The sequence below is a fragment of the Microvirga alba genome (assembly GCF_015694465.1).
GTDB classification, from domain to species: Bacteria; Pseudomonadota; Alphaproteobacteria; order Rhizobiales; family Beijerinckiaceae; genus Microvirga; species Microvirga alba.
The window spans coordinates 226,040-245,811 of the sequence record NZ_JADQDO010000002.1; the positions used below are offsets into that span (position 1 = coordinate 226,040).

Annotated in this window: 17 protein-coding genes and 2 pseudogenes; 13 read left to right on the plus strand and 6 right to left on the minus strand. The window is 58.2% G+C overall.

What is annotated here, in order from left to right:
* Positions 1 to 41 precede the first annotated feature (41 nt).
* On the plus strand, positions 42 to 824 hold the full coding sequence (locus tag I2H38_RS05390; protein WP_407664037.1) for a YoaK family protein: 783 nt from the start codon (positions 42 to 44) through the stop codon (positions 822 to 824).
* A gap of 263 nt (positions 825 to 1,087) precedes the next feature.
* Here the strand turns inward: I2H38_RS05390 and I2H38_RS05395 are convergent, their stop codons facing one another.
* Together I2H38_RS05395 and I2H38_RS05400 are read right to left on the minus strand one after the other, a co-directional pair.
* Positions 1,088 to 2,548, minus strand: a complete 1,461-nt coding sequence (locus I2H38_RS05395; protein ID WP_196270804.1) for an O-antigen ligase family protein — start codon at positions 2,546 to 2,548, stop codon at positions 1,088 to 1,090.
* Between the two features lie 212 nt (positions 2,549 to 2,760).
* Positions 2,761 to 2,919 (minus strand): annotated as a pseudogene (locus tag I2H38_RS05400) (IS6 family transposase); the annotation flags it as partial.
* 242 nt (positions 2,920 to 3,161) lie between these two features.
* Between I2H38_RS05400 and I2H38_RS05405 the strand changes: the two are divergent.
* Positions 3,162 to 4,292 (plus strand): acyltransferase family protein, encoded by a 1,131-nt coding sequence (locus I2H38_RS05405; RefSeq protein WP_196270805.1) that lies wholly within the window; start codon positions 3,162 to 3,164, stop codon positions 4,290 to 4,292.
* A gap of 201 nt (positions 4,293 to 4,493) precedes the next feature.
* Positions 4,494 to 4,652: pseudogene (locus I2H38_RS05410) on the plus strand (IS6 family transposase); the annotation flags it as partial.
* A gap of 112 nt (positions 4,653 to 4,764) precedes the next feature.
* Here I2H38_RS05410 and I2H38_RS05415 read toward each other — a convergent pair.
* The 4 genes from I2H38_RS05415 to I2H38_RS05430 form a co-directional block, all read right to left on the minus strand.
* Entirely contained in the window at positions 4,765 to 5,511 is a 747-nt protein-coding gene (locus I2H38_RS05415) for an SDR family oxidoreductase (RefSeq protein ID WP_196270806.1), read from the minus strand.
* A gap of 22 nt (positions 5,512 to 5,533) precedes the next feature.
* A complete protein-coding gene (locus I2H38_RS05420) occupies positions 5,534 to 6,382 on the minus strand; it encodes a fumarylacetoacetate hydrolase family protein (RefSeq protein WP_196270807.1) in 849 nt (282 codons plus the stop codon).
* Between the two features lie 80 nt (positions 6,383 to 6,462).
* On the minus strand, positions 6,463 to 7,653 hold the full coding sequence (locus tag I2H38_RS05425) for a mandelate racemase/muconate lactonizing enzyme family protein (protein ID WP_196270808.1): 1,191 nt from the start codon (positions 7,651 to 7,653) through the stop codon (positions 6,463 to 6,465).
* A gap of 43 nt (positions 7,654 to 7,696) precedes the next feature.
* Positions 7,697 to 8,467 carry a GntR family transcriptional regulator gene (locus I2H38_RS05430; RefSeq protein ID WP_196270809.1) on the minus strand — a complete coding sequence of 257 codons (771 nt, stop codon included), beginning with the start codon at positions 8,465 to 8,467 and terminating at the stop codon, positions 7,697 to 7,699.
* Positions 8,468 to 8,632: 165 nt separating this feature from the next.
* On the opposite strand from I2H38_RS05430, the gene I2H38_RS05435 reads away from it, so the two are divergent.
* The 10 genes from I2H38_RS05435 to I2H38_RS05480 all read left to right on the plus strand — a co-directional run bounded on the left by I2H38_RS05435 (position 8,633) and on the right by I2H38_RS05480 (position 19,599).
* Entirely contained in the window at positions 8,633 to 9,673 is a 1,041-nt protein-coding gene (locus I2H38_RS05435) for a succinylglutamate desuccinylase/aspartoacylase family protein (RefSeq protein WP_196270810.1), read from the plus strand.
* A 102-nt stretch (positions 9,674 to 9,775) separates the two neighbouring features.
* The gene (locus I2H38_RS05440; RefSeq protein ID WP_196270811.1) at positions 9,776 to 11,314 is read left to right on the plus strand and encodes an ABC transporter substrate-binding protein; all 1,539 of its coding nucleotides are present in this window, start codon (positions 9,776 to 9,778) and stop codon (positions 11,312 to 11,314) included.
* A 57-nt stretch (positions 11,315 to 11,371) separates the two neighbouring features.
* Positions 11,372 to 12,316, plus strand: a complete 945-nt coding sequence (locus I2H38_RS05445; RefSeq protein WP_196270812.1) for an ABC transporter permease — start codon at positions 11,372 to 11,374, stop codon at positions 12,314 to 12,316.
* Positions 12,313 to 13,185: an ABC transporter permease gene (locus I2H38_RS05450; protein ID WP_196270813.1), complete on the plus strand. Its 873-nt coding sequence runs from the start codon at positions 12,313 to 12,315 to the stop codon at positions 13,183 to 13,185. The genes I2H38_RS05445 and I2H38_RS05450 overlap by 4 nt, the downstream gene beginning before the upstream one ends.
* 3 nt (positions 13,186 to 13,188) lie before the next feature.
* A complete protein-coding gene (locus I2H38_RS05455; protein ID WP_196270814.1) occupies positions 13,189 to 14,187 on the plus strand; it encodes an ABC transporter ATP-binding protein in 999 nt (332 codons plus the stop codon).
* A complete protein-coding gene (locus I2H38_RS05460) occupies positions 14,184 to 15,188 on the plus strand; it encodes an ABC transporter ATP-binding protein (protein ID WP_196270815.1) in 1,005 nt (334 codons plus the stop codon). Before I2H38_RS05455 ends, I2H38_RS05460 begins: the two co-directional genes overlap by 4 nt.
* 9 nt (positions 15,189 to 15,197) lie before the next feature.
* The gene (locus tag I2H38_RS05465; protein ID WP_196270816.1) at positions 15,198 to 16,685 is read left to right on the plus strand and encodes a M81 family metallopeptidase; all 1,488 of its coding nucleotides are present in this window, start codon (positions 15,198 to 15,200) and stop codon (positions 16,683 to 16,685) included.
* Between the two features lie 32 nt (positions 16,686 to 16,717).
* Positions 16,718 to 17,896 carry a mandelate racemase/muconate lactonizing enzyme family protein gene (locus I2H38_RS05470; protein WP_196270817.1) on the plus strand — a complete coding sequence of 393 codons (1,179 nt, stop codon included), beginning with the start codon at positions 16,718 to 16,720 and terminating at the stop codon, positions 17,894 to 17,896.
* Positions 17,897 to 17,950: 54 nt separating this feature from the next.
* A complete protein-coding gene (locus tag I2H38_RS05475) occupies positions 17,951 to 18,853 on the plus strand; it encodes a DMT family transporter (protein WP_196270818.1) in 903 nt (300 codons plus the stop codon).
* Positions 18,850 to 19,599 carry an SDR family NAD(P)-dependent oxidoreductase gene (locus tag I2H38_RS05480; RefSeq protein ID WP_196270819.1) on the plus strand — a complete coding sequence of 250 codons (750 nt, stop codon included), beginning with the start codon at positions 18,850 to 18,852 and terminating at the stop codon, positions 19,597 to 19,599. The genes I2H38_RS05475 and I2H38_RS05480 overlap by 4 nt, the downstream gene beginning before the upstream one ends.
* Positions 19,600 to 19,772 lie beyond the last annotated feature (173 nt).

Below are 19,772 nucleotides of genomic sequence, written 5' to 3' on the forward strand. Positions count from 1 at the left end.
ATGAAACCGGTATAAGGTGGATCGTGATGGATCCGCGCAAAATGCGAAAAAAGCCCCGGGGCTTTACCGCCCGCTATCTCGGATCGGCGAAAAACCTCGTCGCCTCCGAGCGGACCGGCGCGGCGGACACCCAACTGGGAATGGCGCTGACCTTCGTCGCGGGCGCCATCAATGCCGGCGGGTTTCTCGCTGTCGGGCAATACACTTCGCATATGTCAGGCGTCTTCTCGACCATGGCGGACAATCTCGCGCTGGGTACCTTCAACGTGGTGCTGCTCGGTCTCAGTGCGTTCGTGCCGTTTGTCGTCGGCGCCGGTTGCTCCGCAATTCTGATCAACTGGGGCCGGCGTCATCACCTCGGCGGCCAGTTCGCATTGCCGTTGATGCTGGAAGCCGCGCTTCTGTTCGGCTTCGGTCTTTTGGGCTGGATCGCCTATCCCTCGGTTGGCTTTTCGTTGATCGCCGTCCCCCTGCTCTGTCTCATCATGGGTTTACAAAACGCGACGGTGACGAAGATTTCGGGCGCGCGGATGCGCACGACCCATGTGACCGGCATCGTCACCGATATCGGCATCGAACTCGGAAAATTCGTTTACTGGAACCGGGACAAGGCCGGTCCGGACGTCCGGGCGGATCGCGCCAAATTGCGCTTGCTGTCCCTGCTGCTCAGCTCGTTCTTCATCGGTGGCGTCATCGGAGCCATCGGGTTCAGCCAGCTCGGTTTCCTGTTTTCCCTGCCCTTTGCGGCTCTTCTGCTTCTGCTCGCCGGTCCTCCCATCGCGGCGGATGTGCTCGCCCACGGGCGGCGTGTCGGCGAAGGCTGATCGGACCTGCAGGATTGGCCTGCATATGGTTGCCGCAACAAGGTTCCAGCTCCCTCGAGACGAACCCGAATCCTGATCTCCCCATGTCGATCACTCAACCCTGAGCCGACGCGCCGAAACTCTGGAGGTTTCACGGGCGCATTCACGCCCGAAGTCCGTCCGCACTTCCTAACAAGGGCGTAGGGTGGGCTCGGTACCTTCACCTCGAACCGTGCAACACGGTCGTCTCGGGTCCACATTCCGAGCTTGAACCAGCACAGATTTCAAGCGTTCTCCAACGGCCTCTGAGCCGTGTGAATAGTCGGGCGTCTGACTTGTCGTAGTCCCTTTGCTCGTCGGATTTCTTTGGTGGTTTCCTTTTTGACATCAAGAAACCATGCTCCGCTACCGATTAGAAAGACAAATAATACGTAGCTTGAATTCCAGAAATGGACGGCCCACCCTGCTAAAAAAAAGCCAAGCATGGAAAGCAGATAGGCTGTGCGGTATTCTTTCAATCTTTCGTCCAGTCCCTTTTTGAGTCCTATGGCCCAAGACAGTGAGAGGAAAGCCACAAAGATCAAAATGCCGGCAGGAGCGCCATACGTAATTGCGTTGAAAAGCCAGAACATATCGATGCTAGCGACCATCCAATCTGGTCGCTCGTACTCATGAAAGCCGATTCCGAAAAAAGGGTGTGCCACCACTGACGCAGATCCGTAATCCCACTGCAAGAGGCGGTAGTAAGCGGACCACACATCGAATAAAGGCGCATGGGTAATGTAAAAAGCCGGCACCGATTGGTTTGATGCGACAGATATGAAGGCATACATTACCGCTAGAAGTCCCCAGAATATTTTCCATCGAGCTTCGATGCGCCGCAGCATCCCATTCCAAGAGAGAAGTAGGATCTGCGCCATCAGAGCGCTTAACGGGCCAGATGAAAGGGACAAACACGTTGTTGCTACAACCAGTCCTGATTTTAACCATCGTTGCGCCGGCGATTTCCCATAGCCGAGAACTAGGTGTGTCATAGCAAGCATACTGCCGCAACTTACGCCAAATAATATTGGATGGTCGAAGGGCCCCTGGACTCGCCAGAGTCCTCTTCGAGGCTCCATCATCGTAATATCAGTAGTCGGGAGGATGGCGCCGAAGGCAGCCAGCAAGGGTTTGTAGCCGGTTACCGTCTCGACGAGGCCAAAAGGCAGAAGAAATACAATTATTATAAATAGTAAACGGGCCATATTATAAAAGTCATTCTCATTTCGTATGTAGCATCTTGCAAGCAAATATGCGCCCATAGTCTCTACAAAAAGAATCCCTCCTGATTGGATAGCCGTCTCAATCCCGTGCACCATGGCTAAACTGAGTATGCCCCACGCGCAGAAGAGCAACAGAACAAAATCTGGAAATCTAACCCTCCCAGCCCTCCCAGACATCCACATAAACAAGCACGGTACGATAGTCGTAACCAAAACAATTCGGTAGATTGTCATTCTTAGGGGGCCAATCGGTATCACCCAAGGAATTACGATCCCCGTCAGAAACAAAATAACCGGCCAAGGAAGTTTTTTTGCCCGATTCCGAGGTTCTGCAGCTTGGCGGAACCTTTCAGCATTGCCTTTTGGTTTTCTGCTCACTGAGTCTAGTTCGACTTCATTCGTCGCCCGCTCGGGCGCCCGGACAGTAAAGCGGCGCGATCTACCCTTCCGCTCGCTGCTATAAAGCTCCATATCGATCATCTCTGCAATTGTAGTATCAATTGACGGGAGTTGCTGCTGTCAAAATTATCTCAATAATCGTTGGAAAACGAAGGGCTATCCTAGCTACAGCGCACTTTGGCTTGCCGCATCAATAGAGGATAGTGGGTACCCCATTTGGAATACGAGATGTCACTGCAGACGGGGATGTCACGGTCATCGGAGGGGGCGCAATGGGCCCTGCCTCGCTGATTTCAGGCAAGCACACCAGCTGTGGCTTTCCATTCTGCCATGGCCCGGAGGCGGTGAATGTGGATGGCCAACGCAGACCGATTGGAAGGGGATGGAACGAACAGGGTTCTAGCGGCTGAAAAGACAGAGGTGAACCGTTGCAGACCTCCTGTGGACCGGAACAGCCAGATCCCATGGGCGATAGTCTCGGATTGGAATCGGTGACGTTTGTAGCTGATGCGCTGGAGCATGCCTCAGCAATTAAGCCAGAGATCCCTGACCAAGAGTTACCGTGACACCCCTCCCTGTACCGGCACCCCTCTCGTGCCAATCTCCGATCAAAAGAGTAATTGTCCGAAGAATTGGCTGGTGGTTCTATGCCTGCGCACTGCCTAAAGCGGGCGCTGACCACAGGAGCCTTAGCATGACGCCGTTGTCATCCCGAATGGCGCTAAAGCACTTCAAGGGTCCCGGATTTGATCGCATTCGTGTTGTTGCAGCCTTGGTCGTCGTCGTACATCACTGTACAACATACATAACACCAAACATTTCACATGATATTCTTTTTCACTTCAGTCGCGGATCTATACAGTTTGGAATACTAGCCGTAAATGTATTTTTCGCCGTAAGCGGATTCTTGGTAGTGCCAGGTCTTATCCGCAAGAGGGATATCACAGCATTTGCTGTTCATCGTTTCTTAAGAATAATGCCAGCGCTTTTCATCAATATACTTTTAACGATATTCCTGGTCGGGCCTTTGTTGAGTAATTTGCCGCTTACCGAATATTTTCGTGATGCGGAGACATACCGCTATCTTAATAATTTGATTTTCAGAATGACATCGACGCTTCCTGGGGTGCAATTCGATAATGGATCAGCGCCCGTTATTAATGGATCGCTTTGGACACTGTATTTTGAAATGCTATCGTATGTTGTGTTAGTCTTGATGTTTTTCGTTGGCGCTCTATCAAACAGAATAGTTTTTATGATTTTATTTTCTGTCGTTTATTTATCGAATATTTTGCTTTGGTTTAGACCGGAACTGTCTGAAGCAATGCCGTCTCGTATAGTTGTTTTTAATAGCTTGTTTGTTTATTTTTTTTCTGGGGTTATGTTAAATATATTCGCAGATAAGGTGCCATATGATAAAAGAATAGCGATATTCATTTTGATGATGTGTATAATACTTTTGCCTCTAGGCCTAGGTCCGGTAATTTTACCACTCTCTGTGGCGTATTTGGTGGTTTATATCGGCTTCTCTGATGTATTTGGCAGTCGGCAATTTCGCTCGGATTATTCCTATGGAATTTACCTTAACCATGCTGTCGTCCTTACGATTCTGCTGATACTTGTCCCACAATTGAAAAGTTTTTTCGCTGCACTGATTTTTGTCACCCTTGCAGCGATCTTGATCGCATTTCTGTCTTGGCGATTTATCGAGGCGCCGTCATTGCGATTGAAGGAATGGAGCACCGATAGGGTTCGTAAGAAACTGGAGCATATGGTAAAATTGCTTGAGCGTATGGCTGGATATGGGAAGGCTCCCCGCCTCTGAAGTCGCCAGCCCCTATATGTGATCTGCGGCCAACCGCGTCGTCGCAAATTCGAGCTCTCCGCGGAACAGGTAAAGCGCACGGGGATGTCACGGTAACTCTTGGTCGGGGATCTCTGGCTTAATTGCTGAGGCATGCTCCAGCCCATCAGCTACAAACGTCACCGATTCCAATCCGAGACTATCGCCCATGCGGTCTGGCTGTTCCGGTCCAAAGGAGGTCTGCAACGGTTCACCTCTGTCTTTTCAGCCGTTAGAAACCTGTTCGTTCCATCCCCTTCCAATCGGTCTGCGTTGGCCACCCACATTCACCGCCTCCGGGCCATGGCAGAATGGAAAGCCACAGCCCGTGTGCTTGCCTGAAATCAGCGAGGCAGGGCCCATTGCGCCCCCTCCGATGACCGTGACATCCCCCTTCTTCATCCCTCAAATATGCCTCTGACCCGTCACCTTCGGTCAGTCCCAACAGTCAGGTTCAGAGAGAAAAGCCACCATCAATGAGGTGAATAGCGCCGGTTGTGTACGCGGATTCGTTTGAGGCGAGGTAAACCGCCAGCATCGCCACCTCGCCGACGGTCCCGAGCCTTCCGATCGGCTGCCGGTCCACAAAGGCCCGACGGACTTCATCGGTTGTCTTTCCAAGAGCCTGGGCTTGCGATTGAATCCGGAGATCTAACGAAGGCGATTCAATCGTGCCGGGGCAGATTGCGTTAGCGCGAATTCCGGATCGAATGAAATCAGCGGCAAGCGCCTTCGTAAGACCAATGATCGCCGCTTTGCTCGCGCCATAAGCATACCGGTTCGGTACGCCGCGGACGGACGAAACGCCCGATGAGATGTTGATGACCGAACCGCCACCGCGCTTCAGCATGCCCGGCAAGAAGGCGCGGATCGTGCGATGCATCGACTTGACGTTGAGATCGAAGGAGAAGTCCCAATCCTCCTCCGAGCAATCAAGGACGCTGCCGTGATGAACGTAACCCGCGGCGTTCACCAACACGTCGATGCCGCCGATCTCCTCAGCCAGCGCATTGACAGCGTTCGACGAACGCACATCGAGCGCGCGTCCGGAGGCTTGTCCAAGACCGGTGACTTTCTGGGCGTCGAGATCCGTCGCCCATACATTCGCGCCCTCGGCCAGGAAATGTTCGGCGATCGCGCGACCGATGCCCTGGCCAGCGGCCGTGACGAGGCAGGTTTTGCCGTTGAGACGTCCAGTCATGATGAGCGTTCCTAAGACCTGATCACGGACGGAAGGCGACGACGCGCTGATGCTGCTCACCGAGCCCCCGAATGCCGAGCCGGATTTCGTCTCCGGCTTTCAAAAAGACCGGGGGCTTCATGCCCATGCCGACGCCGGGCGGTGTACCCGTGGTAATGACGTCGCCGGGCTCGAGCACCATGAACTGGCTGATATAGCTCACCAACGTCGCAATGCCGAAGATCATCGTGGCGGTCGACCCGCTCTGCACACGGCGTCCGTTGACGTCGAGCCACATGTCCAGCTTCTGGACATCGGTGATCTCGTCAGCCGTCACAAGCCATGGGCCGAGAGGGCCGAAGGTTTCGCAACCCTTGCCTTTCATCCATTGCCCGCCACGCTCCATCTGGAAGGCGCGCTCGGAAACGTCATTGCAGACGCAATAGCCGGCAACGTGCGACAGGGCATCGGACTCGGATACATAACGCGTGCGACGCCCGATCACGACGGCGAGTTCGACCTCCCAATCCGTCTTGGACGAATTCTTGGGAATCATCACGTCGTCGTTGGGACCGACAATGCAGTTTGCCGTCTTGTTGAAGAGGATCGGCTCGGCCGGAATAGGTTGATTGGTCTCGCGTGCATGATCCTCGTAGTTGAGACCCACCGCGATGAAGTTCCGCGTTCCTGCGACCGGTGGGCCCAAACGCGTCCCTTTTGCGACAGGCGGCAATTCGGAAAGATCAATCGACCTCAAGCGGGCGAGATAGGTCGGATCCAGGGCTTCGCCGGCGAAATCTTTCACGTGAGAGGAAAGATCACGGACGGTACCTTCATTGTCGAGCAGACCGGGACGCTCCTGCCCCGCGTTTCCAAACCGAACCAACTTCATCGCGCTTCACCTTCCAAAGGTCGCGTTTGTTCCAATGTCGATTGCGTGTGCTGCCTATCCCCAGGCGCAACGCGGTGGATTTAGATGAATAGTTTGGACGCATCCGCCGCGTACCGCGCAACCTTTTCGCGATCGAGCTCCACACCGAGGCCGGGCGCATCCGGAATGGTAAGGTAACCCTCTGTGTCGAGCACAAAGGGCTCGGCGAGAATGCCGTCCACATACGGGCTCCCGCCGATGAACTCGACAAGATCTGCATCAGGGAAGGCTGCAGCCATCTGCAGATCGGCGGCAACACCTAGGGCGGTGTTCCAGCCATGCCCGATATATTTCACGCCGAAATCTGAAGCCATCCAGGCAATCCGTCGTTGTTCACTGATGCCACCGACTTTAGTGACGTCGGGCTGCACGATGTCGAAAGCCCCTCGGCTGAGCCAGGGAATGAAGGACTGCCGGCGCGTCAGCACTTCGCCACCCGCGATCGGCACCGGACTGGCGCGTCTGAGATCACAGAAATCATCGATCGCATCAGGTTTGAGGGCCTCTTCAAACCACCCGATCTGATAGTCCTTCAACATCTCCGCGGTGCGCATCGCCCATTTGAGGCCATTCGGCCAAAGGGCATCGCTGGCCCCCGCATCCACGAGCAACTGGTTCTCGTCTCCGGCGGCCTCGCGGGCCGCGCGAACAATGGCTTCGTCGAGTTTGGCGTCATTTCTGCGACCGAATGGCCCCCAACCGATCTTGAACGCGCGAAAGCCCTTGTCGCGATATTGCGCGACGACGTCGCGCATCTGTGCGGGCTCTTCCATGAGAAGCGAGCAATAGGGCTGAACGCGCCGACGGTAGGTTCCGCCCAGGAGACGACCGACGGGCATGCCCGTGACCTTGCCCAGGATGTCCCATAGGGCGATGTCGATCGCGCTGATCGTATGCGTGAGCGTACCGCCGCGGCCCATCCAGAACGTATTCTGGTGCAGCTTCTCGGTAACTCGCTCCGGCTCGAGAGCATTCTCGTTGGCAAACAGCGGTTCAAGCACTTTCACCCCGGCCTCGACCAGTCGGCCGTCCGTGAAGGCACTGCCATACCCGGTGATGCCCGCGTCGGTGTGAACGGCGACGATGGCATGGATGGAATCCTCCGGCTTGATCTCGGCCGTCCAGCCGCCCTTCGGGCTTTCTCCCAATAAAGGCGTGGTCTTAATGGAGCGGATTCTAACGGGCGGGAGGGTCGATGAAGAGTGGGCATGACCCGGTGTCACGAATGTCATGAGGAGCGCCTGTGTTGGGGAGCCGGAGGAGAAGGATCGGTGATCAGGTCTTGGAACGCTTGGTCCGCTCAGTCCTGTGACGTTCGATGATGCCCTGGAAATCGACTGCGTGCGTTTGCACGTTGATGTGGTCGTCGAGAGCCTGCGCCATCCGGGTCACGTCGCCCGATTCGAAAACCTTGATAAGGATTCGATGCTCGTTGACGATGTCCGACATCGCCTTTCCGAAAGTGGAAAGGCCGACGATGATGGTGAGTTGCCGCGACAGCATATCCCACAGATCGCAAATGACTTCATTACCGCTGAACTGACACAGTGCGCGGTGAAAGCTGGTATCCGCCGTCGCGAAGCCATATGCGTCACCTCTGACCCGCATGAGATCAAGCTCGTCGACGTGCTTGTGTAAGATCTGCACTTCCTCCGTGCCGTTTCGCCCTGCGAGGATCGCCCGTGTGGCTGCCGTTGTCTCAAGAGCTACGCGTGCTTCGATGAGGTGGTCGATGCGCTCCTGGGTGACCGTTCTCAGCCGGATTCCTTTGTAGGGTTCATTGACCACAAGCCCCTGACTCTCGAGAATCCGGAGCGCCTCCCGTACCGGTACGCGGCTGATGCCGAGTCCTTGCGCGAGTTCAGCCTCGACAATCCGATCGCCAGGAAGAATCCGCCCGGACGCCGCGGCGGCGATGACTTCGTCGATGACGGCATCGACGAGCGTGCGCGGGCGCAGTGGTTGCCAGCCCTGCTGAGGCTCGGCTGCTGCGACATCTGCAGGTTCTGCTTTGGGTGAGGGCGTCAGACGCGGTCGCGAAGTCATTGATTTCAGTGCTCTAAGTCGAAAAAATTGGCATGCCGTATGTGCTCCGATCCTTCCTCCTTCACGCATGTTTCGTAAAGGCTGACGAAAAGGAAGTACGCCATTGACATCTCGTCTAATCGTATACCATCATACGAATAACAAAACAAGGATGGGGACGGGCTGATGGGCGAGAGTGAGCTGAAAAGCAGAATTCGGTGTGGAATCGACTTTGACAAAGCGGGCCGCCAGGCCGGCTATTTGCGTGCGCCGCTGTCACGCAACACGTCCGGTTGGGGCACGGTGGAAATCCCGGTCGTGTGCGTAAAGAACGGCTCCGGACCCACCGTATTATTGACCGGCGGCGTCCATGGCGACGAGTACGAAGGGCTGATCGCGGTGTCGCGACTGGCGCGCACGCTCGATCCGGCAACGATCCAGGGCCGTGTGATCATGCTGCCCGCGATCAATGTCCCCGCGATCCTGAATGACACTCGCCTGTCACCGGTCGACGGGCGGGATCTCAATCGCTGTTTCCCAGGCAATCCGAAGGGCACATTCTCCGAAATGCTGGCGCATTTCATCGACGCAGTCGTGCTGCCGCACGTGGACATCTCTATCGATGTTCACACGGCGGGTCATTCCATGGAATCGGCTCTCTCGACCAACATGCACTATGCGTCCGATCCGGCGATGCGCAAACGCACCATGGAAGCCGCGGCTGCCTTTGGCGCACCTTTCAACGTGGTGTTCTGGGGCGTCGACGAGGGCGCCACGCTGACCTCCTCGGTCGAACGTCGCGGCATTCTCTCGCTCGGAACAGAACTCGGCGGATGGGGGCGCGTGAACGTAGAGGGCGTGCGCATCGGCGAGCGGGGGTTGACCAATACCCTCAAACATTTCGGCCTGATGGACGGATGTACCGAGACATCGCAGCGCGATGGCTCGGCACAAACGCGCCACATGATGGTGCGTGATCAGGATTGCTATCTGTTCTCGCCATCGGCCGGTCTGTTCGAGCCGCGCCACCTCGCCGGCGAAACTGTCGAAGCGGGCCAATCGGCGGGCTTCCTGCATTTCGTCGAGGATGTCGACCGTCCCGCAGTGGAGCTGTTCTATGCCCGTTCCGGGGTGCTCTGGATGGCATCTGGTCCAGGGCGCGTGCAACGCGGCGACGCGGTCGCCGTCGTGATGAACGATTACGACGATGCGCTTTGCGAAGCCTAGCACCGGGCATGACATCGTCGAACGAAGAATGGTGCGACAGAGAAGCTTCTAGAGCCTCGACATGAGGTGTTCCGGCGTCGAGCCGACCAGGAGGAGGAAGACATGAAACGGTGGATGATTTCCAGCTTGGCTGCCATGGGGGCGGTCGTCTTGACGGCAGCACCCGACGCCGCCCTCGCTCAGCGCAAGGGAGGCGATGTCATCATCGGTATGGTGCAGGCGCCGCCATCTCTCGATGCGCAGGTGACGTCGGCGCAGGCCGCGCGCAATGTCACATTGCATCTCTATGAAACCCTCTTCGCGCGCGACGAAAACGCCAAGCCTGTTCCGGAGCTGGCGGAAGACGTGAAGATTTCCGGGGATGGGAAGACCTATGTGTTTCCCATCCGCAAAGGCGTCAAATTCCATAACGGCAAGGAACTCGACGCGAACGACGTCGTCGCTTCTCTCGAACGCTATCGCAAGATCGGGGCCTCCGCATCTCTCTTGAAGGCAATCGATACTGTGAAGGCCACTGGGCCGCACGAGGTAACGATCGGTCTCAACGAGGTTCAATCCACCTTCCTCGACAATCTGTCATCGCCGCGCGCTCCCATCGCCATCTATCCGGCGGAAGAGGCGGCGAAGCCGGCCAACCAGATCAATTACATCGGCACCGGTCCCTTCCGGTTCGTTGAATACAAGCCTGACAGCCACGTGAAAATCGCGCGCTTCGACGGCTATGTGCCGAATCCCAAGGCCACGGGAAGGGATGGCCTCGCCGGGAAGAAGGAAGTGTTTTTGGACTCCGTGACATTCCGCTTCATGCCGGAAGCAGGCGCGCGCAACGCGGCCTTTGAAGCGGGAGAGGTGCAGTTGCTCGAAACGGTCGATGGACCAACGGCAAAGCGCCTCGAGGGCAACAAGAACTACGCAATCTATAAGGTGCTGCCCTTTGCCTTCCAGGTGATCAAGTTCAATCATGCTCAAGCGCCGACGGGCGATGTGAACTTCAGGCTCGCCGTTCAGGCAGCCCTCGACATGGAGGAGATCATGGGCATCTCCTATCCTGATATCTATCAGATGGACGGCGCCTGGCTCTATCCTGGTGCGCCTTTCTACTCGACGACCGGAACCGAGAAGTACAACAAGGCTGACCTCGCGGCAGGCAAGGCTCTCCTGGCAAAATCCGGATACAAGGGAGAAAAGCTCACCTTCATTGTCGACAACCTTCGTCCCAACATCGATACCGCCACCGTCCTTCAACAGCGCTTGAAAGAGATCGGCATCAATGTGGAGCTGTCGGTCGCGGATTGGCCGACCGTCTCGAAGACGGGGTTCACGCCGACGGGTTGGCACTTCTGGGTGCACGGCTACGGCATCGAGCCCTATGAAGGCCCAGCCTCGGTGATGGCGCCGTGGGTCAATGGAACGTCCCAGCAAAAGAAGGACGACAAGATCGACGCGCTCTACGCCAGCCTGAACACCGCCATGGACGAAGGCAAGCGCAAGCAAATCTTCACGGAATTCCAGACGCATATGTACGACAATGCCGTCGCCATGAAAGCTGGAAACTACGGCCTGTTCCAGGTCGCCACCGGCAAGCTCAAGAACTTCAAGCCATCGCGCATCCCACGCATGTGGGGCGTGTGGCTCGACTGAGACTCATCAGGCGGGCGTGCACCTCCCGCACGCCCGCCTGACAAAGGGGAGTTCTGAATGTCGTCATTCCTTGCCAAGAGACTTGCTGGCGCCTTGGTGGTTCTCGCGCTTGTTTCCATGATGTCGTTCGCGATCATCTGGCTTGTGCCCGGAGATCCAACCGCAGCCTTTCTCGATACGAGCGCAACGCCCGAGCAGGTCGCGCGGCTGCGCCGCGAACTCGGCCTCGACAAGCCGATCCTGGTGCAAATGGTGGATTGGTACGGACGCGTGCTGCGAGGCGATCTCGGACATTCAATCCTGCTCAACCGCAGTGTCACCGCAGCCATTTTGGAGCGGCTTCCGGTGACGCTCTCGCTCACCGGCTTCGCGCTGGTTCTCGCGCTTATCGGCGGAATCGCCGCCGGCATCGTGGCGGCAGTCAATCATAACCGCTGGCCTGATCAGCTTGTGATGACCGTGGCTCTCTTTGGGCTGTCGGTGCCCGACTTCTGGCTCGGAATTATGCTGATTTTGGTGCTCGCCGTGCAGTTCGGTCTTTTTCCAACCGGCGGCTACATACCGCTTGGCGACGATCCGTTTGGCTGGATGAGAAGCATTATCATGCCGGCGGCCACCCTGGCCATCATCCAGGTCGGCTTTATCGCCCGCATGACGCGTGCCTCCATGTTGGAAGTCCTGAACCAGGATTTCATCCGCACTGCGGATGCGAAAGGGCTGAAGCGGGCGGAAATCATGCTTCGTCACGGGCTGCCCAATGCCCTCGTACCGATCCTCACGGTCGGCGGAATCGTGGCTGGCGCGCTACTCGGCGGTGCCGTGATTGTCGAGCAGGTTTTCTCGATCCCGGGCGTTGGCCGCCTCATCATCGGAGGCATTCTGTCGCGCGACTATCCCGTTATTCAAGGAGGCCTTCTGTTCCTGGCCGTCATCTATCTCATGGTCAATCTGGCAGTCGATGTTCTCTACGCCGTTGCTGATCCGCGGGTGCGTCTGGAATGAAAGTCGAGTCATCAAATCTCGGCATCTCCCGCGCAAACCCCGCGTGGCAGACTCTAAGCCGATTGTTCCATAATCGTTCCTTTATGATCGGAATGAGCCTTGTCGTCCTGATTGCTGTCATCGCCGTATTCGCCGATCTGCTTTCGCCGTATGATCCATTGCGCAACAGTTTCCGGACACGATTGCGTCCGCCCGACGCGACATTCTGGTTCGGCACGGATCATTTCGGTCGAGATATCCTGTCTCGCGTCATCCATGGTGCGCGCATTTCGCTGATGATCGGCCTCATGACCGCACTTCTGACAGGCGTCGTCGGAACGCTCGTAGGGGCCACTGCCGGCTTTTTCCGCGCTCTCGACAATCCGATCATGCGGCTGATGGATGCGCTGATGGCTTTTCCGGCCATCCTTCTGGCCATCACTGTCGCGGCCGTCCTCGGCGCATCGGTGACGAACGTGGTGATCGCCCTTGCGGTCGCCACCACGCCCCACACGGCGCGCATTGTCCGGGCCTCGGTGTTGACCGTTCGCGAGCGCGAGTTCGTGGAGGCCGCGCGCGCACTAGGGGCCACGGATCTACGTCTCCTTTTCCGCCACGTCATTCCCAATACCTTCGGCCCGCTGATCGTGCGGCTGACCTATGTCTTCGCGACGGCCATTCTGGCCGAAGCAGCGCTGTCTTTCATTGGCGTAGGGCCTCCCCCTCCCGCGCCATCTTTCGGCAGCATTATCGCGCAAGGGCGGGATTTCATTGCGGAAGCTCCCTGGATCACGATCTTTCCCGGCCTGGCGATCATGATTTCGGTGCTCGGACTCAACCTTCTTGGTGATGGTCTCCGGGACGTTCTTGATCCACGCATGAGGGTTTGAGCGATGCCAGAGACATCTCCCATTCTTGACGTCGACGGCTTGACGACTGTCCTGACCGGCTCCAAGACAACCATTCTCGAGAACGTTTCCTTCTCACTGCGGGCAGGAGAGGTTCTCGGGGTGGTCGGTGAATCCGGCAGTGGCAAGAGCATGCTCGCTCTTGCGATGATGGGACTTCTGCCTAAAGCCATTCGCACCGCCTCAGGGCGGATCAGTCTCGACGGCGAGGATCTCATCCGGCTTCCAGCCGATCAGTGGCGCGAGAAACGCGGCCGCGACCTCGCCATGATTTTCCAGGAGCCGATGACCGCGCTCAATCCTGTGATGCGCGTCGGCGCTCAGGTGGAAGAAGTGCTGCGCCGCCGCCGGGGTCTTTCATCATCTCAGGCCCGGAAAGTGGCTATCGATCTCTTCCATCAAGTCGAGATTCCGTCCGCCGAAGCACGCCTGAAGTCTTATCCGCATGAAATGTCGGGCGGCATGCGGCAACGGGTGATGATCGCGATGGCGTTCGCTGCGGATGCCCGGCTGTTGATCGCCGACGAGCCGACGACCGCGCTCGATGTGACCGTGCAGGCGCAAATTCTCGATCTGCTGCGAAAGCTGCAGAAGGAGCGAGGGCTTGCGCTTCTCTTCATCACGCATGATCTCGGAGTGATTGCGGATATCGCGGACACGGTGCTCGTTCTTTATGCAGGCCGTGTTGCCGAGGTCGCGCCCGTGCGCCAGATCTTCGACGATCCGCAGCATCCTTATACCAAGGCGTTGATTGCTTCGATTCCAAAGATCGAAGGGCCCCGTGATCGTCTCGTCACGATCGAGGGCAACGTTCCGACGGTCGGAACAATGCCGCGAGGGTGTCGCTATGCGCCGCGCTGCCCCTATCGTCGCGACATCTGCGAGACGGAGGCGCCGCCATTGCGGCCCGTCACTCAAGGTCAGAAGGTCGCCTGCCTTCAACCGTTCGGTTTCCCGCAACTCCAAGAGGAGGCCTTTCTGTGACGCTCTCCCATGTCATCGAGGCGCGCGGTCTGACCAAAGTCTTCGGAGCCCGTGGCCGCTTTTTCGGTCGTGGAAAAGGCGGTGCGAAAGCCGTCGACGGTGTCGATCTCGCCGTACGGGCCGGTGAAACGCTCGGTCTCGTCGGTGAATCAGGTTGCGGGAAATCGACCACCGGCCGTTTGCTGCTGCGCCTGATCGAGCCGACGGATGGATCCGTGCATCTGAACGGTCGCGACCTGACCGACTTCTCTAAGGCGGAGCTGCGGCAGGCACGCCGTAAAATGCAGATCATCTTCCAGGATCCGTATGGTTCGCTTAATCCCCGCATGACCATCGGAGATGCGATTGCTGAGGCCTATGTCATCCACGGCATCGGCGATCGCATGGAGCGGCGGAAAGCGGTGCTTGAAATGCTTGATCTCGTGCGGCTGCCGCGCTCCGCAGCGGAGCGCTATCCGCACGAATTCTCAGGAGGGCAGCGCCAGCGTGTCGGCATCGCCCGCGCGCTCGCTCTCAAGCCGAACTTCGTGGTTTGCGATGAGGCGGTTTCCGCCCTCGATGTCTCGGTTCAGGCACAGATTATCAATCTGCTGCAGGATCTACAGCGTGATCTGAAACTCACATACCTGTTCATTTCCCATAATCTTTCAGTGGTTCGGCACATTTCGGATCGGGTTGCCGTCATGTACCTCGGTCGGATCGTCGAGATCGCTGACGCCAACGGATTGTTCGACAATCCGACCCATCCCTATACCCGCGCGCTGCTGTCAGCCATTCCGCCTTCGCATCCGGATGCGACACGTCATCGCCATCGATTGACAGGTGATCTGCCAAGTGCGCTGGACATCCCCTCCGGTTGTCGGTTTGCCGCCCGCTGTCCCTTCGCGGAGGAGCGCTGCCGCGCCATCGATCCTCCTCTCGCGCCTCTGCCGGATGGGAGGCTGGTGTCATGCCACCGCGCTGCCGATCGGACGCTCCCCACCTATGACTTGAATTCCTGAGGAAACGCCATGCCCAAAGTGATGATCATCGAATGCATGCAGGAGATCTCCTCCTTCAACCCGCTGCCATCGCACTATGAAAACTTCCACATCGAGCGCGGCGAGGAGATCTACGCGCAGCGTGGACTGAACACCGCCATCGGCGGCGCGTTGCAGGTTTTCGAAACGCAACCGGATCTGTCGGTCGTTCCGGTCATCGCCGCCCGCGCCGGTAGCGCAGGGCCATTGTCCGGACAAGGCTGGCAGCGGCTTTCGGAGGAAATACTCGAGGCCGTCGAGAATCGATTGTCCGGGGTCGACGCCATCTATTTCTCCCTCCATGGAGCGATGGGCGCGCAAACCGAGCTTGATCCGGAGGGACATCTCCTCGCTGAGATCCGCCGCATGGCCGGGCCCAACGTTCCGATCGTCATCTCCCTTGATCTGCACGGTATCCTGACCGACAAGATGCTCCGGCAGGTCGACGGGCTCGCGATCTATCACACCTATCCCCACGTCGATTTTGCGGATACGGGCGAGCGCGCCGCCCGACTTTTGGTGCGGTTGCTGGAAGGAAAGTCCAGGCCGGTGGTCGCGCGGGTCGTCATACCGGCATTGGTGCGTGGCGACGAACTGATTACGAGGACCGGTTGCTATGGCGACCTGATCCGCGAGTGCCAGCGTCTTGAACGCGACGGAACCGCCTTGGCGGCAGGCATCATGATCGGCAACCCCTTCACGGATGTACCGGAATTGTGCTCGCAGGTTCTCGTGATGACCGATGGCGATCAGGAGACTGCAAAGCGAGAGGCCGAGCGTATCGCCCACGAGTTTTGGCCGCAGCGTTTTAGAATGCAAGGCAAGCTCATCCCTCTTGATCGCGCCATTGCCCAGGCGCGGACCATCGAGGGGCCCGTGGTGTTCACCGACGCTGCCGATGCCACTTCATCGGGGGCAACCGGCGATTCCCACATCATCCTGAAGGCACTGCGTGATGCGGGCTATTCCAAGCGTGTGCTTGTCCAGATCGTTGACCCGGACGCAGCGGCGGCGGCGCATAAGGCGGGCGTGGGAGCCACGGTCAACGTCTCTCTCGGCGGCTTCTACGACAAGCAACGCTTCGAACCGATGCGGGTGCGAGCCGAGGTGAAACTTCTCTCAGACGGGAATTCGCGGCTCGAGACTATGAAGATCGGCCTCGCCGCAGGGCCGACGGCGGTGCTCGCCTTCGATAATTTCACAGTTGTCGTGTTCAGCCGCTCGATCAGCCTCTTCGACAGGGCGATGTACTATTCCAACGGCCTCGATCCGGAGGATTTCGACCTGATCGTCGTGAAGTCACCGCACACGGAATACCACATGTACGACGGTTGGGTCGAAAAGAACTTCAACGTCGACGCACCGGGAGCGACATCCGCCAATCTGAAGAGCCTCGGACATACCGTCTGCGCGAGGCCCATGTATCCGTTGGATGAAGGCGTCGCGTTCACCGCCGCCGCCCGCATCTACGAACGCTGATCCACCACGAATCGTCTGCTCGAGTGAGAACGATGAAAATCGAAGCCGTTGACTTTTTCTATCTCGCCATGCCGCAAGTCACCACGGAGGCGGATGGCAGTCAGGATGCGCTGTTGGTTCGCGTCGTGGCCGGAGGGCATGTCGGCTGGGGCGAGTGCGAGGCGTCACCCCTCGTTTCCATTGCGGGCTTCGTCACGCCCATGTCGCATGGCGTATGCCGGCCTGTCGCGGCCTCCGTGCTTGGCCAGACCCTCGATAGTCCGGCGGACATTGCCCGCATCGCCGCCGAGGTCGAATACAACAGCATGGATCTACTGCAGGCCGCCCACACGTTTTCCGGTATCGAGATGGCGCTTTGGGACCTTCTCGGCAAGGCGCGGGGCGAGCCGGTCTGGCGGTTGCTTGGATACAGGACGTCTTACAGCAAAACTCCCTATGCCTCGCAGCTTTTCGGCGATACGCCGCAGGACACCCTGCGCGGCGGCGAGGTTGCGCGGCGGGATGGCTTCAAAGCCGTGAAGTTCGGCTGGGGGCCGATCGGTCGCGGCACCGTCAAGGAAGATACCGATCACCTGCAGGCGGCGCGGGAAGGGCTTGGACCTGACGGAATCCTGCTCGTCGATGTGGGGCAGATATGGGGAGAGGATGTGGAGGCGGCGGCGGCGCGACTGCCGGCACTGGAGGAGGCTGGCGCGGTTTGGCTCGAGGAGCCCTTTCACGGCGGTGCGCTTGACGCATACCAGGCACTGGCGCGGCGAAGCAGTAAGGTCAAGATCGCGGGCGGCGAAGCTGCGCACAACGTGTTCATGGCGCGGCACATGATCGACTATGGCGGCGTCGGCTTTGTGCAGATCGATTGCGGTCGCATCGGAGGCATAGGGCCGGCCAAGAAAGTGGCCGAATACGCCGTGGCCCGGGGCGTGACCTATGTGAACCACACCTTCACGTCCCATCTTGCGTTGAGCGCGTCGCTGCAACCCTATGCGGGATTGGCCGACCATCGAATCTGTGAGTTTCCCTTCGCACCAAAGCCGGTTGCTCGCGAGTTTACCGCGAACCATCTGGACCGCGACGCGAATGGCGAGGTTGCCGCTCCCGAGGCGCCGGGCCTTGGCATTGAGATCAATCTCGATGCGGTGCGCAAATACCTCGTCGATGTGGAGATCAAGGTGTCGTCCCGGACCCTCTACGCGACGCCCGAGCTCGCCTAATACCCCCTATGCCCGGCGATCACCGTCGGGCATTCCTCGAACCGAGTAAAGATTATGTCCGGCGTCGCTGTCGGTGCCGCTTTCCTGATCGCTTCGAGCATCGTCTCGACCATCGAGGTCGTCTGCGTGCGTCTGCTTGCGGATCATGCAAGCGGTGGCCAGATCGTTCTCTTTCGCGCCTTGGCGCAGGTTATTCTTGCGGGTGGGTGTGTTGCGCTGATGGGTGGTCTACCGCTGTTGCGCACCACACGCATTAAGGTTCACCTCTTGCGGGGAGCACTCTCGGCCGGATCCTGGTGGATGTATTACACGAGCTTTCGGGTTCTGGATCTCGCGCTTGCGACCACTTTGAGTTTCTCAAGCCAAATCTTCGTCGTCATCCTCGCGACGATGTTTTTGGGCGAGAGGCTCACATGGCGACGAATGGGAGCGACTTTGCTCGGGCTGGCCGGGATCGCGGTCGCCATGCAGATCTGGAACGCGCAAGCGGTTGATGGCCGGGCGATTTATGGCCTCAGCAGCGCTTTTCTCGGCGCCGTCATGGTTGTCATCACGAGCTCGTTGTCGCGAACGGAGCGGACGCCAACCATCATGTTCTATATCGGCATTGTCGTCTTCATTGCTGCACTTCCGCAGGCGGCTTTGGACTGGAAGCCGATTGGGAGTCGAGAGGTTATGCTGTTGTCGGCCGTGGGTGTTCTGGGAACAGCTGGCATGTGGCTGATGGTGGAGGCGTATCGGCATGCCGAAGCATCGTCCTTGGCGCCGTTTCCTTATCTCCGCCTCGTCTTTTCTGCGATTGCAGGTGCCCTTCTGTTCGGGGAAGTGCTGCAGACCGAGACATTCATAGGGGCAGGTCTCATCGTGGCAAGCGCGCTGATGATCATTTTTGAAGCCAGAACGGGCAGGTCGCGCAAAGCGGCGGCGAACAAACTGCAAGGAGAGAAGTCACTATGAACGGCAATAGACGTTTCGAAGGGCGCAAGGCCGTCATCACCGGTGGGGCATCCGGTATCGGACTGGGCGTCAGCAAACGCATAGCCGCAGAGGGCGGCAAGGTCGCCATATGGGACGTCAGCCCGGATTCCCTCGCTGCCGCGAGCCAGGCACTCGATGGAAACGCTGTTGTCGTTCAGGTGGATATCACGGATCCATCGGCCGTCGCGAAGGCGTGCGGGGAGACGCGAGAGGTATTGGGCGGAATCGATATTCTCGTTGCGAGCGCCGGGATTACCGGGCCGAACGCCACCACCTGGGAATACCCGGTCGAGGCGTGGCAAAAGGTGATTGATGTCAATCTCAATGGGTTGTTCTACTGCAACCAGGCCGTCGTCCCGGTGATGCTGGCCGGCGGCTATGGACGCGTCGTCAATGTGGCCTCCATCGCGGGCAAGGAGGGGAACCCGAATGCCCCGGCCTACAGCGCCTCGAAAGCGGGCGTCATCGGATTGACCAAGTCGCTCGGAAAAGAACTGGCGAAGCAGAATATCACCGTCAACTGCGTGACGCCTGCGGCAGTCCATACCGCGATCTTCGATCAGATGAACCAGAGCCATATCGACTTCATGCTCTCCAAAATCCCCATGGGACGTTTCGGAAAGGTCGACGAGGTGACGGCGTTGATCTGCTGGCTGGCGAGCGAGGAATGCTCCTTCTCGACGGGGGCAGTCTTTGACGTATCAGGTGGCCGGGCGACATATTGAAATCAGGGGGATGCTGGACTTGTCCGGGAGGGGCTGTCCCCGTCACTCTTGGTCGGGAGCCTCAGCCCGCAGCTACGAGCGCCATCGATGCCCGCCTCAGTTCATCGCTCATCGGGGCAAATCATGCCAAGCGTTGAGCACCGGTCGGACCTCTGCGCAAGAAAATGCCAGAG

Excerpts from the sequence above, each read along its gene's own strand:
- I2H38_RS05435 (WP_196270810.1), top strand. The coding sequence starts at position 8,633 with ATGGGCGAGAGTGAGCTGAAAAGCAGAATTCGGTGTGGAATCGACTTT.
- I2H38_RS05395 (WP_196270804.1), bottom strand. The coding sequence starts at position 2,548 with ATGATCGATATGGAGCTTTATAGCAGCGAGCGGAAGGGTAGATCGCGC.
- I2H38_RS05475 (WP_196270818.1), top strand. The coding sequence starts at position 17,951 with ATGTCCGGCGTCGCTGTCGGTGCCGCTTTCCTGATCGCTTCGAGCATC.
- I2H38_RS05440 (WP_196270811.1), top strand. The coding sequence starts at position 9,776 with ATGAAACGGTGGATGATTTCCAGCTTGGCTGCCATGGGGGCGGTCGTC.
- I2H38_RS05480 (WP_196270819.1), top strand. The coding sequence starts at position 18,850 with ATGAACGGCAATAGACGTTTCGAAGGGCGCAAGGCCGTCATCACCGGT.
- I2H38_RS05420 (WP_196270807.1), bottom strand. The coding sequence starts at position 6,382 with ATGAAGTTGGTTCGGTTTGGAAACGCGGGGCAGGAGCGTCCCGGTCTG.
- I2H38_RS05425 (WP_196270808.1), bottom strand. The coding sequence starts at position 7,653 with ATGACATTCGTGACACCGGGTCATGCCCACTCTTCATCGACCCTCCCG.
- I2H38_RS05430 (WP_196270809.1), bottom strand. The coding sequence starts at position 8,467 with ATGACTTCGCGACCGCGTCTGACGCCCTCACCCAAAGCAGAACCTGCA.
- I2H38_RS05450 (WP_196270813.1), top strand. The coding sequence starts at position 12,313 with ATGAAAGTCGAGTCATCAAATCTCGGCATCTCCCGCGCAAACCCCGCG.
- I2H38_RS05390 (WP_407664037.1), top strand. The coding sequence starts at position 42 with ATGCGAAAAAAGCCCCGGGGCTTTACCGCCCGCTATCTCGGATCGGCG.
- I2H38_RS05415 (WP_196270806.1), bottom strand. The coding sequence starts at position 5,511 with ATGACTGGACGTCTCAACGGCAAAACCTGCCTCGTCACGGCCGCTGGC.
- I2H38_RS05455 (WP_196270814.1), top strand. The coding sequence starts at position 13,189 with ATGCCAGAGACATCTCCCATTCTTGACGTCGACGGCTTGACGACTGTC.
- I2H38_RS05405 (WP_196270805.1), top strand. The coding sequence starts at position 3,162 with ATGACGCCGTTGTCATCCCGAATGGCGCTAAAGCACTTCAAGGGTCCC.
- I2H38_RS05465 (WP_196270816.1), top strand. The coding sequence starts at position 15,198 with ATGCCCAAAGTGATGATCATCGAATGCATGCAGGAGATCTCCTCCTTC.
- I2H38_RS05445 (WP_196270812.1), top strand. The coding sequence starts at position 11,372 with ATGTCGTCATTCCTTGCCAAGAGACTTGCTGGCGCCTTGGTGGTTCTC.
- I2H38_RS05470 (WP_196270817.1), top strand. The coding sequence starts at position 16,718 with ATGAAAATCGAAGCCGTTGACTTTTTCTATCTCGCCATGCCGCAAGTC.